Origin of the sequence: Streptomyces sp. Tu 2975, assembly GCF_009832925.1 — a bacterium.
Classification (GTDB): domain Bacteria; phylum Actinomycetota; class Actinomycetes; order Streptomycetales; family Streptomycetaceae; genus Streptomyces.
The window spans coordinates 4590485-4606082 of sequence record NZ_CP047140.1; the positions used below are offsets into that span (position 1 = coordinate 4590485).

At 70.7% G+C, this 15598-nt stretch carries 12 protein-coding genes; 6 read left to right on the forward strand and 6 right to left on the reverse strand.

Annotation, left to right across the window (positions count from 1 at the left end; genetic code table 11):
* Window positions 1–66: 66 nt before the first annotated feature.
* Entirely contained in the window at window positions 67–1650 is a 1584-nt protein-coding gene (locus GLX30_RS20410) for a sodium:solute symporter family protein (RefSeq protein ID WP_159690963.1), read from the reverse strand.
* 325 nt (window positions 1651–1975) lie between these two features.
* Window positions 1976–2758, reverse strand: a complete 783-nt coding sequence (locus GLX30_RS20415; RefSeq protein ID WP_159690966.1) for an SDR family oxidoreductase — start codon at window positions 2756–2758, stop codon at window positions 1976–1978.
* Between the two features lie 82 nt (window positions 2759–2840).
* On the opposite strand from GLX30_RS20415, the gene GLX30_RS20420 reads away from it, so the two are divergent.
* On the forward strand, window positions 2841–3725 hold the full coding sequence (locus GLX30_RS20420) for a hypothetical protein (protein WP_159690969.1): 885 nt from the start codon (window positions 2841–2843) through the stop codon (window positions 3723–3725).
* 140 nt (window positions 3726–3865) lie between these two features.
* Here the strand turns inward: GLX30_RS20420 and GLX30_RS20425 are convergent, their stop codons facing one another.
* The 3 genes from GLX30_RS20425 to GLX30_RS20435 all read right to left on the reverse strand — a co-directional run bounded on the left by GLX30_RS20425 (window position 3866) and on the right by GLX30_RS20435 (window position 6147).
* On the reverse strand, window positions 3866–4075 hold the full coding sequence (locus GLX30_RS20425) for a DUF397 domain-containing protein (protein ID WP_159690972.1): 210 nt from the start codon (window positions 4073–4075) through the stop codon (window positions 3866–3868).
* A gap of 170 nt (window positions 4076–4245) precedes the next feature.
* The gene (locus tag GLX30_RS20430; RefSeq protein ID WP_159690975.1) at window positions 4246–5115 is read right to left on the reverse strand and encodes a helix-turn-helix transcriptional regulator; all 870 of its coding nucleotides are present in this window, start codon (window positions 5113–5115) and stop codon (window positions 4246–4248) included.
* Window positions 5116–5415: 300 nt separating this feature from the next.
* The gene (locus tag GLX30_RS20435) at window positions 5416–6147 is read right to left on the reverse strand and encodes a GPP34 family phosphoprotein (protein WP_159690978.1); all 732 of its coding nucleotides are present in this window, start codon (window positions 6145–6147) and stop codon (window positions 5416–5418) included.
* A 221-nt stretch (window positions 6148–6368) separates the two neighbouring features.
* Here GLX30_RS20435 and GLX30_RS20440 point away from each other — a divergent pair, with 221 nt between their 5' ends.
* The 4 genes from GLX30_RS20440 (at window position 6369) to GLX30_RS20455 (ending at window position 12775) form a co-directional block, all read left to right on the forward strand.
* Window positions 6369–8960 carry a serine hydrolase gene (locus GLX30_RS20440; RefSeq protein WP_159690980.1) on the forward strand — a complete coding sequence of 864 codons (2592 nt, stop codon included), beginning with the start codon at window positions 6369–6371 and terminating at the stop codon, window positions 8958–8960.
* A 168-nt stretch (window positions 8961–9128) separates the two neighbouring features.
* Window positions 9129–11099, forward strand: coding sequence for an MFS transporter (locus GLX30_RS20445; protein WP_159690983.1), 1971 nt, complete (start codon window positions 9129–9131; stop codon window positions 11097–11099).
* Window positions 11100–11209: 110 nt separating this feature from the next.
* Window positions 11210–12163 carry an adhesin gene (locus tag GLX30_RS20450; protein WP_167306846.1) on the forward strand — a complete coding sequence of 318 codons (954 nt, stop codon included), beginning with the start codon at window positions 11210–11212 and terminating at the stop codon, window positions 12161–12163.
* Between the two features lie 168 nt (window positions 12164–12331).
* Window positions 12332–12775 carry a hypothetical protein gene (locus GLX30_RS20455; RefSeq protein ID WP_159690986.1) on the forward strand — a complete coding sequence of 148 codons (444 nt, stop codon included), beginning with the start codon at window positions 12332–12334 and terminating at the stop codon, window positions 12773–12775.
* A 64-nt stretch (window positions 12776–12839) separates the two neighbouring features.
* Here GLX30_RS20455 and GLX30_RS20460 read toward each other — a convergent pair whose 3' ends face one another.
* A complete protein-coding gene (locus GLX30_RS20460; RefSeq protein WP_159690989.1) occupies window positions 12840–13025 on the reverse strand; it encodes a DUF1737 domain-containing protein in 186 nt (61 codons plus the stop codon).
* Between the two features lie 210 nt (window positions 13026–13235).
* On the opposite strand from GLX30_RS20460, the gene GLX30_RS20465 reads away from it, so the two are divergent.
* Entirely contained in the window at window positions 13236–15494 is a 2259-nt protein-coding gene (locus GLX30_RS20465; protein ID WP_159690991.1) for a VCBS repeat-containing protein, read from the forward strand.
* The last annotated feature ends 104 nt before the right edge of the window (window positions 15495–15598 follow it).

Consider the following 15598-nt stretch of genomic DNA (forward strand, 5'->3'; position numbering starts at 1 on the left):
GGCCCGGCCCCCCTCCTCGGGAGCCGGGCCCTCGCACGGTCGGCAGGGCCGACTCAGAGGCGTGCCTCAGCTGTCGGCGCCCTCGCGGCCGAGCACCTTGACGTCCGCGTCGCCGGCCGCGGCCGGCGACGGGATCAGCCGGGCGGCACCGACACCGCCCTCGTCGTCGCCGTTGATCTTGGCGAGGACCGCGTCGCGTTCGGGAGTGTCCTCGGGCTTGATCCAGCCGACCACGATGTAGAGGACGAGCGAGACGGCCAGCGGCACCGAAATCTGGTACTGGAGCGGCACACCGCCCTCGACGCTCCAGCTGATCGGGTAGTTGACCAGCCAGAAGGTGAGCAGTCCGACACCCCAGCTGAGCAGCGCGGCAGTGGGTCCGCTCTTGCGGAACCAGGGGAGCAGGCCGAGCATCAGCGGGATGGCGATCGGGCCCATGAGGCCGGCGACCCACTTGATGACGACGGTGATGATGTCGCCGAAGAACGGCGAGTTGACCTGCGTAGCGATCGCCATCGACAGACCGAGGAAGAGCAGCGTGGTCCAGCGGGCGGCGAGCAGTCCGAGGCGGGTGTCCCATTCCCGGGCCTTGCGGGACAGCGCGGGCATGATGTCGCGGGTGACGACCGCGGCGATCGCGTTGGCGTCGGAGGAGCACATGGCCATGGTGTGGGAGAAGAACCCGACGATGACCAGACCCAGCAGACCGTGCGGCAGCAGCTGTTCGGCCATCAGTGCGTAGCTGTCGGCGGGCACGTCGGTCTCGATGAGCAGCGGGGCGACCCACATGGGGAAGAACAGGACGGCCGGCCAGACGAGCCACAGCACCGCGGACAGGATGCCCGAGCGCTGCGCGGACTTCGCGGAGTCGGTGGCCATGTAGCGCTGGGCCTGGTTCCACATGCCGCCGTTGTACTCGAAGGTCTTGATGAAGAGGTACGCGATCAGGAACACCATCATGTACGGGCCCGCGAGCGGCTCGGCGTGGCCCTTCAGCTCGGGCTCGTCCCAGACGGTCCACAGGCTGCTGAAACCGCCCAGCTCGGCCATGACGGCGACGAGCATCGCGATACCGGCGACGAACTGGATGACGAACTGGCCGAGTTCGGTGAGGGCGTCGGCCCACAGGCCGCCGACGGTGCAGTAGACGGCGGTGACCGCACCGGTGATCAGGATGCCCATGTTGAGGGAGACGCCGGTGAAGACGGAGAGGAGCGTGGCGATGGCCGCCCACTTCGCGCCGACGTCGACGATCTTCAGCAGCACGCCGGACCAGGCGAGTGCCTGCTGTGTCGGCAGGTTGTAGCGGTTCTTGAGGTATTCGAGCGGCGAGGCGACATGCAGGCGAGACCGCACCCGGTTGAGCCGCGGCGCGAACACCTTGGCGCCGATCGCGATGCCGATCGCGATGGGGAACGACCAGGTGACGTACGAGGTGACGCCGTAGGTGTAGGCGATGGCCGCGTAGCCGGTGAACATCACCGCGCTGTAGCCCGACATGTGGTGGGAGATGCCGGACAGCCACCAGGGCATCTTGCCGCCGGCGGTGAAGAAGTCGCTGACGTTGTCCACGCGTTTGTGGGACCAGACGCCGATCGCGACCATCACGCCGAAGTAGCCGATGAGCACGGCCCAGTCGAGACTGTTCATGTCCCCTCCAGGGGGGTCCGCCTTGTGAACGAGGAGCGCGCTTCGTCTTTGCGTCCGTTGAGCGGCGCCCCCATGCGGGAGTTGGGGACTTCCCGGATTGAACAGGCTGCCGCGGGCGGTGGTCAAGGCCTCTGACGGTCACGAGTGTGAACGAGGATCAGTAAGACGAACGATTTTTACTCGTTCTTGACCTTGAGGGGCGTTGTCGCGAACGAGACGCGGGCCACACGATGAGCGGGCACTTCGTCGAGTCCGACAGACAGAAGAGACCGCACGGGATGCGGGTCCCGTGCGGCCAGGAAGAGGTGAGGTACCGGTCCTCGAACTACCGCATCAGCTCACCGGCGTTGACGAGAAGCGACTGCCCGGTGATCGACCGGGCGCGGTCGGAGGCAAGGAAGACCGCCGCCTGGGCGACGTCCCGGTCCGTGGCCAGGTCGGGCAGGGCGGTCCGCTCGGTGAGCCGCCCGAGCACCTCGTCCTCCGCCACCCCCTCGGCGTCGGCGGTGAACCGGACGTACGCCTGCACCGGCGGCCCCCACATCCAGCCGGGCAGCACCGTGTTCACCCGGATACGGTCCGGGTCGAGTTCCCGGGCCAGGGAGTACATCGCGGACGTCAGCGCTCCCTTGGACGCCGCGTACGCGGCCTGCCGCACCTGTGAGGGTGCGGCGAGAGCCGACTGCGTGCCGATGAACACGACGGAGCCTCCCCGCTCCCGCAGTCCCGGCAGGCATGCGCGTGTCATCCGCAGCGTGCCGAGCAGGTTCACGTCCAGGACGCGCTGCCAGGTGGCGAAGTCCGCGTCCTGAAGGCCGCCGAAGGAACTGTCCAGGGCGGCGACGTGCACCACGGCGTCGATCCGCCCGAATCGCTCCATGGCGAGCGCGGCCAGCGCCTCGCACTGGGACTCGTCGGTGATGTCGGTGGCCCGGTAGGCGGTACGGGTGCCGTCGGGGTCGATCCCGCCGGCCGACTTCGCGAGGTTCGCCTCCGTGCGCGCGCCGAGTACGGCGCTGCCGCCTTCCTCGACCACCGCGGCCGCGACCTGGAACCCGAGCCCGGCGCCGACGCCCGACACGACGACGTTCTTGTCCCGAAGCAGCATCCCGGTGCCTCCCGAGGGCTGGCGTATTACCTGACGGGCCGTCAGAGTAGGTCGGTCCGGCCCAGGAAGGAAGGGGAGCGCCATGAGCGAGGACAGGCACAGAGACGGCAGCGCTGACGGCGGCACACACGGTGAGGACACGCGCAGCGAGATGTACGCGGAACTGGCGTCCGTCGGCCCGTACGGGGTGCGCCCCGGCCACGCGCTGATCACGATGGTCGAGCCGCATCCGGGGCACGAGTACGCGTACAACCGCTGGTACGAGGACGACCACTACTACGCGGGCGCGATGGCGATGCCGTGGATCAGCGCCGGCCGGCGCTGGGTGGCGACCCGGGACCTGCAACTGCTGCGCTACCCGGAGAAGTCGGCGGTGGCGCAGCCGGTGACGGCCGGGTGCTACCTCTCCACGTACTGGATCACCGAGGGCCGCTACGACGACCACATGAGATGGACCGTCGCCATCAACAAGCGCCTGGGCCGTGACGGCCGCGTCCACCAACGGCGTACGCATGTCTTCACGGCCTTCCAGGACCACGAGGCCACCGTCTACCGCGACGGCGCCGCGGGCCCACGCGACCAGCACGCGCTGGACCATCCGTACGCCGGTCTGGTGCTGGAGGTAGTCGACGCAGACGGCCCGGCGCAGCGGGCCGAACTGCTGCGGTGGCTGCGGGCGAAGCATCTGCCGAGGAGGCTGGCGGGCTCGTGCGCGGCCATGGTGACGGTCTTCCGGCCCACACCGCTGCCGGGGGACCGGATGACCTATGTGCGGCAGGTGGAGGGCGTGGACAGCCGGCTGACGCTGCTGTGGTTCCTCGAGGAGGACCCGAGGGACCGGTGGGAGGACATGTTCACCGGGCTGGACGCGGCAGTGGCGGAGTCGGGGCTGGGGCGGGTGGAGCTGGTGGCACCTTTCGTGCCGACCGTCCCCGGGACCGACCGCCATGTCGACCAGCTGCGCTGACGCACGCTGCCGGCGCGTCCGGGGGTATGACCGAGCCCCCTCGGCCGGGACGGCGATCCAGTCGAGAGGGCTCTCGGTAGTGTCTTGTGCGGGGTCTCGCTCGTGTCTTCGCGTTGCTCGTACTGCGGGCGGTGACGCGCTCAGCCGAGGTCGAACGCGCCGTCGCCCACTTCATCCACGAACGCGTTCCACGACTCGGGGACGAAGGTGATCGTCGGGCCTGCGGGGACTTTCGAGTCCCGTACGGAGATCGCCTGGACTACAGGGGACTTGACCTCTACGCATGCGCCGTTTCCCGTGGAGTACGAGGACTTCGTCCAGCTCTCCGTCGCGCCCTGAAGGATTGCCATGTTCGCTCCGCTTCCGGCAAGTGGTGTGATCCGAGCCAACGTCTTGCTGGCGTGATCGACGCTACTCGCCGACAGAGGTGAGCGAGACGGGCGTTCACTCGACCGGATGGCATATTCCATGCGACTCTTCCGTCGCACGGTGCCTCTGGTGTACCGTTCCGCCGCCTCGGTCAGGCGGCGTCGCCCTCGGTGTATTCCTTGGCGATGGACGCGATGAACTGACGCGTCTGCTCCACGTTCAGGGCCTGCGCCCGCAGGTGCTCGTACATGACGCTGTACTTCTGCACGTCGTTGGCCTTCTCGAGATACAGGTCGCTCGTCACGCCCTCGATGTAGACGACGCTCGAGTCGGAGGTGTCCGGGAACTCGAGGATCGCGTACTGACCGTTGACGCCCGGATGCGCGCCCATCTCGAACGGCAGCACCTGCACGGTGACGTGGGGCTGCTGCGACAGCTCCACCAGGTGCTCGAGCTGCTCGCGCATCAACTGCCGCCCACCGACCTGCCGGCGCAGTGCCGCCTCGTCGATGACCGCCCACATCCGCAGCGGGTGCTCCGCGTCCCTGATCCGCTCCTGGCGGCGCAGACGGACACTCACACGCTTCTCGATGTCGGTGGTGCCGCTCTCGGGCAGCGCACCGGAGATGAGGGCCTCCGCGTACTGCCGCGTCTGCAGCAGACCCGGAACGACCTGCGGTTCGTACACCCGCAGGCTGGCCGCGTCGGTCTCCAGGCCGATGTAGACGCTGTACGGGATGTCGCCGAAGGCGTGCCACCAGCCCTGCTGGCGGGAGTCCTTGGCCATCTGCATCAGCGAATCGACGATCCGGTGGTCCTCGACCTCGTAGACCCCGCACAGATCGCGCACGTCGCGCTGGCTGATGGAGCGGCGGCCGTTCTCCAGACGGCTGATCTTCGACTGGGAGACGAGCAGGCGCTCCGCGACCTCTTCCGCCGTCATGCCCTTGAGCTCCCGGAGCCGGCGCAGCTCCTGCCCCAATCGGCGTCTCCTGACGGTGGGATTGACGTTGGACGCCACGGGTACTGCACCTCCGACTGCGTAGCTGTGCGTATCTACTGCTGAGCAGATTGCCACCAATGGTGGTCGCTGCGCTGCCAAATGGCTACACGCGCGAACGCCGCGGCTACACATACGAACGCGCGGGGCAGCCTCATGGCTGCCCCGCGCGTTCTTCATGCGGCTCCCGAACCGGCCGTTGGGGACGACGGTGCGGCGGTCCTGCTGTGCGGCACCGCGGTTCCGGCCAAGGCGCCTCGGCGCTCCGGTTCCGCGGTGCCGACACCGGGGTGTCGGGTGGTGCGTGGTGCGGTGCCGTACTCAGTGGGCGACGACACGTGCCGCCATGCTGCTGCGGCGTGGCTGCATCGGTACGGGCCCCGGCTGGCGGCCTGCGGGGGCCGTCGGCTGGGCACGGCGCGGCTGGGCGGCCACACCGTTCTGGACGTCCATCACCGCGTGCGCGACGAGGCCGCCCATGGGGTCGTGCCTGATGAGGTCCCGCAGACGGGACCGCGAGGAACGCCCTTCGTTGCCCGGGTACAGGTGCTTGCCGAGTCCGACCGCGTGGGCCAGTGCGGCGAGCGCCGCGGTCCGCGGGTCCGGCGGTACACCGGTGCGGATCGCACTGTCCAGCCGGGCCCTGATGTCCCGGCTGATCGCCGTGTCCGTCGCCTGGTAGCGAGTCGTCGGCAGAACTCCGCACATCTGGCCCGCAACGGCATGCACCATGCCGCACCGCTCCAGATGCGAGAGGTAAATCTGGCGCAGCCCCAGCCGGGGCCCGCCGATCCAGTGGACCGCCCGAACCGGACTGCCGCGTCTGCGCAGCAGTTCCAGTGCGGAGTCCAGGGTCGGATCTCCTGTCGGCCGTGGCATCACCACGGCGATACGATCCCCGTCTGGGGCTATCCGTCCTGCCAGAGCCAGCTCTACTAGCTGTGCCCCGGCCAGGCCGAGGTCGAGCGACTGCGGCTGCGCTGTGGTACCCGTTGCCGGGTCCAGAGCGAGCAGCAGAAGCTCCTCCGGAAGTGTTCTGCGGCTCCTGCCCATCCATGCCTCCCCGCGTGGATGAATGACAGGGTGACCCCTCTCACATTGGTCTGTCGAGGGCGCCTGGGTGCTTTGTTAGGGAACCGATAGGTATGTCGTTCTCGTCTAGCACGGGAGCCAAGCGCTCACACAGGACACTGGTAGATGGTTCGGACACCACGGGCCGTCGGCGGGTCGCCGGTTCCTGGTGTTCGTGAAGACATACGCATGGCGCATGGCACATGACTCATGGAGGAGGCACGGTGGCGGGCGAGTCCCCCGACAAGTCGGAGCAGCGGAAGTCGTCGGGGGAGACGACTCAGGAGGAGCGCGATCCGCGTCTCACCGTGTTCCGCCGGCCATCCCCCGGGCGCGACGCCGCTCAGGGACAGGGCTCCGGCCATGACACCTCCACGACGACGACGGACGAGACGACAAAGCGCCCGGCCCCGGTGGACCAGGCGACGGCCGTCTTCAGGACCACGCCGCCGCCGGAGGAGCAGGACGCGGCCCCTTCGGGCAATGACGCACGCCTGCGCGCCGCGGTTGCGGCGTGGGTGGCGACGGCGGACGAGCCGGAGGACGGCTCGCAGGGCACGGCCGGCTCGAAGGACGCCGGAGGGTCTGAGGCCCCCAAGGGCTCGGAGGGCTCTGAGGGTGGCCCTGAGGGCCCCCGGCAGGACGGAGAGGCCGAGGGGAGCCCGGAGGCGCCGGAGGAGGCGTCGTCCGCCCCGGAGCCCGTCGCAGAGGCCGCCACGGCGGCCGAGCCCGCCACGGACCCGTCCAGCGACGCCACTCCCGACGGCGACGCGGCACAGGACGCTGCCGTCGACACTGCGGCGGATGCCGCCGACACGTCGGACGACGCCGAGCCCGCCGACGCGAAGGCTTCTGACGCAGCCACAGCCGCAGCCGCGGACGACACCGATGCGACGGCGGCGGAACGACCCGGGTCCGCCGCGTCCGACGGCGACGACCAGGACGAGGACGAGCACGAGGGCGACGACCAGGGCGAGGGCGACGGCGACGCTGAGCGGGGGAGCCCGGTCGCCGAGGACGGCGCAGCCGAAGCCCCGGCCGGTGCGGAAGCAAAGGGCGAAGCCGATGCCCCTGCCGAGACCGGCGGGCACGGTGTCGACCAGCCGACGACCATGTTCAAGGCGCTGCGGCGTCCGGCCGTCGACCAGCCCACCACCGCCCTCAAGATGCCCCCGCGTGCCACACCCGCGGCGAAGCCGGAGTCCCGGCCCGGGCCCGCCGCGTCGCAGCCGGAGACGGACGCCGAGCGCACCAGCACCTTCGTGCCGCTGCGCCGCGAGGACGTGCGTCCCGCGTCCGCCGCGCCCAAGACCCCCGAGGCCGCTGCACCTTCCGCACCGGCACCGGCGCCCCCCGCACCGGCGGCCCCCGCACCGGCCGGCCCCGCACCCGCGGCCCCCGCCCCCGCCCCGGCCGGACCGGCGCAGCCGCAGTCGCTCCCGGCCGCGTCCGGGACTCCCGCGTCACTCGTCGAGGCCGAGCGGACCAAGCAGCAGCCGATGCCGCCGCTGCCGCCGCTCGACCTGCTCGCCGAACTGACGAACACGCCCCCGCCGCCGCAGACGCCGGTCCGCACGGTCGTGCGGCGGGTCAAGATCTGGACGCCGCTGGTCCTGCTCCTCCTGGTCGTCTTTGCGGTCGTACAGCTCGTACGTCCGCTTCCGGACCCCACGCTCTCGCTGTCCGCGGAGGAGACGTACACCTTCGAGGGCGGCAAGCTCGAACTCCCGTGGCCGGCGGAGGGCCAGGGCGCGGCCGAGGTCGTCGGCGTCGGCAGTCTCGGTCAGTACGGTGCGCAGAAGCCCGCTCCCATCGCGAGCGTCGCGAAGACGATGACGGCGTACGTGATCCTCAGGGACCATCCGATCACCGGCAAGCAGGTCGGCCCGAAGATCACCGTCGACAAGAAGGCCGAGGAGGAGTCGAAGGCGAAGAGCGAGTCGACGGCTCCCATCAAGGAAGGCCAGCAGTTCACCGAGAAGCAGATGCTCCAGCTGCTGATGATCCCCTCGGGCAACAACGCGGCCCGTCTGCTGGCCCGCTGGGACGCCGGCTCCGAGGAGGCGTTCGTCAAGAAGATGAACGACGCCGCCAAGGAACTGGGCATGACGAACAGCACCTACACCGACCCGAGCGGTCTCAAGGCCACCACCGTCTCCACGCCGCTGGACCAGATCAAGCTCGGCAAGGCGGTCATGGAGAACGACGTCTTCAGGGAGATCGTGAACACGACGCAGATCGAGATCCCGGGCATCGACGGCAAGATCCGCAACAACAACGACCGCGCCCTGCTGATGGACGGTGTCGGCGGTATCAAGACCGGATCCTCCACGCCGGCCGGCGGCAACCTGCTCTGGTCCGCGAACGCGGTCGTCGACGGTGAGGTCCGGCGCATCGTCGGGATAGTGATGGGTGCGCAGGACGCTCCTCAGCTGTGGCAGAAGCTGGAGAAGGCGATCGACTACAGCATCGCGCTGATCCCGCCGGCCCAGGAGGCCGTCACCTCGACCACCGTGGTCAAGAAGGGTGACGTCGTCGGACACGTCGACGACGGACTCGGCGGCCGTACGCCCCTCGTCGCCACCAAGGACCTGAAGGCCGTCGGCTGGGCCGGTCTCCAGGTGAAGATCGAGATCGCGGAGAACGGCAGCGCGGTCCCGCACGCGGCGAAGGCCGGAACGGTCGTCGGCCAGGTGTCCGTCGGCGAGGGCGTCGGCAAGGTCAGCGCTCCGGTCGCCCTGCAGCAGGACCTCTCCGAGCCGGGCTTCGGCGCCAAGCTCACCCGCCTCGGCTGACCGCCGCGCGGGCGTCCCGGGAGACCGGGGCGCCCGCGTGCTAGCGTCCCGGGGCAACTCCGGGCGCCCGGACAGCGTCTTGAGGGACGAGAAGCGAACAGCGAGCATCGAGGCGCAGCCGGCCGGGAGGACGACGGCGGACAGCTGGACAGGACGGGGAGAGCCGCAGTGACCACCGCTGAGCCGACACGGACCGACGGCAGCAGCACCCACGGAACGACCACGGGTGGAACCAGCGGCGATCAGCCGGCCGTCGACGCCTCCGCCGGCGACACGACCACGATCACCGACGGCACCCCCCTCGGCACAACCGGCCCGCGAATACCGCTCCGTCCGCGGTCGAAGCTGCCGGAGCCCCGTCTCCCGCCCGCCCCCGCCGCCCCCACCCCCACCCCCGTCCCCGTCCCGGCCCCCACCCGGTTCGCGGGCGTACGCGACCGCCTCTCACGTCACCCCGTCGCCCTCGCGACGGCCGCGGCCGCCTTCGTGCACCTGCTCTGGTTCTTCTTCTTCGCCAACAGCGGCGGCGACATCGCGGCCCAGGACGCCTGGGCCGAGTTCGTCGGCCGCCACCCCGACTCGGCGTACAACCTCGCCTGGTACGGCGGCATGCACCCCGTCTCGTACAGCGTGGTCTCCCCGTACCTGATGTCGCTCCTCGGCGTGCGGACGACCATGATGCTCGCGGGCACCGTGTCGGCCACCCTGACCGCGCTGATGCTGGTCCGGGTGCGTGCCGTGCGCAATCCGGTGGCGTGTTCCCTCGTCGGCGTCTTCGCGTTCCTGTGCAACGCGCTCTCCGGCCGGGTCACCTTCGGCCTCGGCATGATGTTCGCGCTCGGCGCGGTCGGCGCCGTCTTCTGCTGGCCGCACCGACTGCGGCACCACCGCTGGGCGAAGGCCGCCGTCGCCGCGCCGCTCGCCGGTCTCGCCACCGCGGCGAGCCCCGTCGCGGGCCTGTTCCTCGGCGTGGTGGCCGCGGCACTGTTCCTCAACGGCCGCCGTCCCGGGGCCTACGCGATCGGTCTCACGCCGGTGCTCGTCGTGGCGCTGTCCGCGTGGCTGTTCCCGTTCTCGGGCACACAGCCCATGTCGATCTGGTCGACGTCGCTCCCGTTCGTCTACGGCGTCCTCGTGTTCCTGCTCGTACCGAAGGAGTGGCGCACCGTCCGCACCGGCGCCGCGGTCTACGCCGTCGGCACGCTGCTGACCTGGGCGATCGACTCGCAGATCGGGTCCAACGTCTCCAGGCTGCCGATGCTCTTCGCGGGCGTGGTGCTGCTCGCCGCCCTGCCGTACACCGTGCCGCGTTCCCGCAAGTGGTACGCCGTCGTCATCGCCGTCGTCGGACTCAACACCTGGATCGGCTACAAGGGCGTGGACGACATCGTCCGTACGGCCCCGACGGCTTCCTGGAACCGCGAGCTCGCGCCGCTGGTCAACCGGCTCCAGGAGGCGAAAGCCGAGCGCGGCCGGGTCGAGGTCGTGCCGGCGAGCAGCCACCGGGAGGCGTCGGCCCTCGCCCCGTACGTCAACCTGGCCCGTGGCTGGAACCGCCAGGCCGACATGAAGCGCAACCCGCTCTTCTACGACAAGGAGAACGTCCTCACCTCCGCGAGCTACCGCGCGTGGCTCGACCGGTGGGCCGTCCACTACGTGGTGCTGCCGAAGGGGGCGCCGGACTCGAGCGGGGCCCAGCAGGAGGCGGAGCTCGTACGCGCGGGCCAGCCGTACCTGACCCGTATCTGGGGCGACGACAACTGGCAGCTGTTCGCGGTCGAGAACCCGACGCCGATGGCGGAACCGCCGGCGACCGTGGACCACGCGGGCGCGGGCGAGCTGACCATCCATGTGAAGAACGCGGGCCGGGTGCTGATCCGCGTCCCCTACTCGCCGTGGCTGAGCCTCGTGGACGACGAGGGCAAGGGCGTCGAAGGGCCGCAGGAGACGCCGGAGTCACAGGCACGCGAGGACGGACCCAGGAGTTTCGTCAACACCAACGGCTGTCTGCTGAAGGCGGAGGAGGACGCGGAGGGCGACGAGTGGACCGAGCTTCTCGCCCCGCGGCCGGGCACCTACCGTCTCGCCGCCCCGTACCAGCTTCCCCGCGGGACGCCGTGCCCTGACGAACTCCGCTAGATCCTTTCGCCGTTACCCGCGATAACACCTACCTCACCCTCCGCTGCTCGTGCATAGTGGACGCGCTCGGCATACCGATCGGTCGGGTCCACTGATGCAGGTGCGAATACATGGCGTGCGAACAATGCGGCGGCGAGGGCTCACCGGCACTCCCCGGTACGAACTGCCCGGAGTGCGGGACGGCCGGTGGGACGGCACGGCGCGAGTGGGCCGGGGGCCCCGGCCCGGGACGGTCGAGGGGACGGGCCCTGACGGGACGCCTGCTCCTGCTCTCGCGCAGGAACAAACTCCTGCTGACGGGGGCCGTCGTGGTGGCGGTCGTCGCCCTGACCGTCTCTGCCGCGGACCTGTACGGGGACACCTCGCAGGCCTCGGGGGCATCCGGCGACGGCCCGGCCGGAGGCGCGGGCGACGACATCGGTGATCTGGGCGGCGCACCGCAGCGCATCGCCCCGGCGGACCCGCCGAATGACGCTTCCTCGCCGCCGCCCCTGCGCGCCACCCCGAAGCCACCCGCGAAGGTCCGTCCGCCCGACGAGGCCCGGGGGCCCGCGTACTCCGCCTGGGCCGGGCCCGGTTGCACGGGAGGCGGCCTCTACCGCGAGGAGAACCGCTTCGGCGACGGCGACGACGGCTGGTACACCGTCAGCTCCGGCGGCCACCGTGGCGACGGCTGCGACGGGCGGTTCACGGCGGTCCCCATGTCCGGCACAAGCACCGAGGACAGCGGCGGCCGGGCGACCTGGTCCTGGTACGTCGGCAGCGGTTACGGCACCTGCTCGGTCGCCGTCGTCGTACCCGACAGCGGACGCGACCGGGACGTGGCGGGCCGGCCCACCACGTACAACGTGCTGTCGGACCCCGACGACCCCGGCAGCGTGGTCAAGGTCTTCGAGATCGACCAGACCGAACTGCGGGGCAGCGGCCTGGTCATCGAGAAGGTGCCGGTCCACGACCAGAAGCTGACCGTCCAACTCGTCGACAGGGGCGAGGACCAGGGCGACGGCGACGGTAGCGGAGCGCACCACGCGGCGGCGCAGATGCGGGCCGAGTGCCGCGCGTGAGCCCTCTCGCGGACGAAGAGACCCCTTGCCTGCGGGCGGGTACGGCAGTGCTGCATAGTGTCCGTCATGCTGTGTGAGGGATGCAGACCCGACGGACGCGCGTGCGAGGCATGCGCGGTGCCCGGCGCTCGGACATCAGGCCGTCACCGGGCCCCGTCGCGCCCCAAGGTGCTGCTCGGCCTCTGCATCGTACTCGGGGCGGGCGCGCTGCTCGGCGGCGCGACGCTGATGCTCGGGGACGACGGCGGCGAAGCCGTGGGGGAGCCCGCTCCCGTGGCCGACATCGAGGTCGGCGGACGCCCCAATCTGATCACCCCGACGGACGTCCCGTCGCCCACCACGAGCGCCCCGACCCCTTCGTCCACCGCGGGGGCGCGCCCTGCCTCGTCCCCCTCCTCCTCCCCGGCCCCGCCGCCGGTCTCCTCCCCGGCCCCGGCGACGGCGTCGGTCCTGGTCTCCTCGTCGCCGTCGTCCCGCCCCACCACGGCCGCCACGCCGACGCCCACCCCCACCCCCACGCCGTCCGAGACCTGGCGCGACCGCGACAACTGCCGCGACGACCGCGACCACTCGGGCGGGGGCCGCTGGGACCGCGACGACTGCGAGTGGTGACGGCGCCTTCCCGGGCACCCTCGCCCCGGCTCACGCCGCGCCCGTAAACCGGGCGCACGCCCTCCTACGGCTCGGTCGGCCAGACCACGGCCTGCGCGACGACGACCCGGTCCCCGTCGAACGTGACGGCCGGCCCTTCGTACAGCCGGTACCCCAGGGCGAGGGCCTCACTGACACGACGGCAGAACGCCGCGTCGTCGGGACCGGTCAGTACGCGATAGACGGGCAGACCGTCGGGAGGTGTGCTCATGGCCCCAAGGATCTCAAAGCCCGTGCTCACCCGGCCGCTTGAGGCCGTGAATCTCCCGTTCCAGCTCATGGACCGCACAACAAGAGGTGCGGCGGGCCTCCCGGCTTCGGTCAGCTTCTCGTACCGGTGCCGAACCGGTACAACCTTCTGCAGCGATCAACAGTCCGACCGGGGGCAACGCCTGTTGCGCCTGGTCTGGAGGAACCCACCTTGATCCACGCACGTCCCGCCCGTCGGCGGCTCGCCGCCGCTGTCGTCACCGTGCTCGCCGTCACCGTCGGCGCGACCGCGCTGACCGTTCCTGCGAACGCCGTCCCGGCCGCCGAGGGCACGACGGGGGCGGAGGCGGCGTCCACGACGGGCGTCGTCCCGTTCCCGGCCAAGAGCACCATCTTCGGTGCGACCGCCACGGGCTTCCTGACCTCCACCGAGGTCCCGCCCATGGACGAAGGCGGCCCCACGTACACCGCGCACTGGGTCCGGGCGGACGGCTCCCCGGCCACGGACATCGCCTGGGCTGCCAGGATCGAGAGCACCGGCTCGGGCGACGTGGTGGCCTTCGGCTGGGCGTCCGGAGCCAGGCTCACCGACATGGCGACCGGAGTGAACCTGCGCTCGATCACCGTCGGTGGTGACACCGCCTATGCGGGAGCCGCCGGCAAGGCGCTGTTCACCACCACGCTCAACGTGTACGGGGACAGGCTCCTCCACATGCACACGACGACCAGCGGGGCGGCCAAGATGACGGCCGGTCTCCCGGGAGACGCCACGAGCGTCGTCGTCAAGGCCGGCACGGCCGAGCACGCCCTGCTGACCTACTCCACCGGCACGGGCACGGCGGCCAAGAAGTACGTGGCCATGCTCGACCTCGCCACCAACGCCGTGACGGAGACGTACGAGCTTTCCGAGGCCGCCGCGAAGGGCGACATCGCCGTCTCGGCGGCGCACGTCGCGTGGGTCGAGTACGACGCGGACTACGACGTCACGGTGGTGGCCGTCGACCGCGCCACCAAGAATCCGCAGCGCTTCACGGTCGGCAACGCATGGCGGCGCGACGTCGAGGTGGGTCTGGTCGGTGACTGGGTGACCTACGGCACCCGCAGCGGCCTCACCGACCTCGAGGTGGATCCGCTGTACGCCCTCACCGCGCGCAGCCTCGAGGACGGGACCACCACCCACAAGCTCCTTGACCACACCCGCACGGCCGCCGTCGCACCCGACGGCACCCAGGTCGTGCGCGGCGGCACGGTCGCGGACGGCGAAGGCCTCTACCGGATCGCTCCCGGGGCCGACGGCGCCGCACCGACCGCCACGCTCGTCGCGGGCAGCGGGGAGTCCACCAAGGTCGCCCTGCTGGGAAGCAAGATCCCCGCCGTGATCGACCTCGACCAGAACCGCGGCCGGGTGCCGCTCGAGTGGACGCTGTCCCGGTACAACGCGACGGCCACGGTCACCCTGCGGCACGTGCGGACCGGCAGGACCTCGGTCGCGGGTTTCATCCAGCCGGAGAACGCAGTCGTGCGCTACGACTGGCTGGGCGACCTCAACAACGACGGCTCCCTCGCCGAGAGCGCCTACAACGGCGACTACACCTGGGAGATCAGCGCCAAGCCCCTCAACGGCATCGGGCCGGAGATGAAGCAGACCGGCACGTTCAAGGTCACGCGCAAGGCCGCCCCGCACGACTACAACGACAACGGCTCGCCGGACCTGCTCCTGCGTGACAGCGCCGGTCAGTTGATGCATTCCGACAGCTACTACAACCCTTGGATCAACGAGAACGGCCAGCTGTCGGCAGCCGAGCAGAAGGTCATCGGCAGCGGCTGGAACATGCACAACCAGATAGAGGCCGCCGGGAACCTGGCCGGCGGCCCGGCCGGGGATCTGGTCGCCCGGGACAAGACCGGCGTGCTGTGGCTCTACCAGGGGCGCGGTGACGGCACCTTCGCCACCCGGACCAGGATCGGGTCCGGCTGGCAGATCTACCGGCACCTCGCCGGCGGCAGCGACCTCACCGGCGACGGCAGGCCCGACCTCGTGGCCACCGACACCGCCGGAGCGCTGTGGCTCTACAAGGCAACCGGCAGCACCAGCGCCCCGTTCGAGTCCCGGAAGAAGATCGGCCTCAGCGGCTGGCAGCAGTTCACGCTCATCGAGGCCACCGGCAACATCGCCGGCGGCGCGGCCGGCGACCTTGTCGCCCGTGACAAGGACGGAGTCCTCTGGCTCTACCAGGGCAGGGGCGACGGCACCTTCTCCGGCCGCGTGAGGATCGGCAGCGGCTGGAACACCTTCAAGTACCTCGTCGGCGTCGGCGACGCGAACCGCGACGGCCGCCCCGACCTGTTCGCGTACGGCGCCAACGGCACGTACCTGTACAAGGGCACCGGAAGCTCGACCGCTCCGTTCAGCGCTCGGGAGGGATCCAGCGTGCCCGACGCCGCCCTGACGCACACGGCCGTCGTCTGACGGGCCGCTCGGAAGACTGACCGAGTTTCCGCTCGGTCCGCCGGGGGCGACCGCGTCGAACCGTGGCAGACAGAAGGCCCCGGACCATGATCGGTCCGGGGCCT

What these genes read in the sequence shown, in the direction of transcription:
- GLX30_RS20440 (WP_159690980.1), top strand. Translation starts at nt 6,369, where the DNA reads ATGACTCATGGAGGAGGCACGGTGGCGGGCGAGTCCCCCGACAAGTCG.
- GLX30_RS20415 (WP_159690966.1), bottom strand. Translation starts at nt 2,758, where the DNA reads ATGCTGCTTCGGGACAAGAACGTCGTCGTGTCGGGCGTCGGCGCCGGG.
- GLX30_RS20435 (WP_159690978.1), bottom strand. Translation starts at nt 6,147, where the DNA reads ATGGGCAGGAGCCGCAGAACACTTCCGGAGGAGCTTCTGCTGCTCGCT.
- GLX30_RS20460 (WP_159690989.1), bottom strand. Translation starts at nt 13,025, where the DNA reads ATGAGCACACCTCCCGACGGTCTGCCCGTCTATCGCGTACTGACCGGT.
- GLX30_RS20450 (WP_167306846.1), top strand. Translation starts at nt 11,210, where the DNA reads ATGGCGTGCGAACAATGCGGCGGCGAGGGCTCACCGGCACTCCCCGGT.
- GLX30_RS20410 (WP_159690963.1), bottom strand. Translation starts at nt 1,650, where the DNA reads ATGAACAGTCTCGACTGGGCCGTGCTCATCGGCTACTTCGGCGTGATG.
- GLX30_RS20420 (WP_159690969.1), top strand. Translation starts at nt 2,841, where the DNA reads ATGAGCGAGGACAGGCACAGAGACGGCAGCGCTGACGGCGGCACACAC.
- GLX30_RS20425 (WP_159690972.1), bottom strand. Translation starts at nt 4,075, where the DNA reads ATGGCAATCCTTCAGGGCGCGACGGAGAGCTGGACGAAGTCCTCGTAC.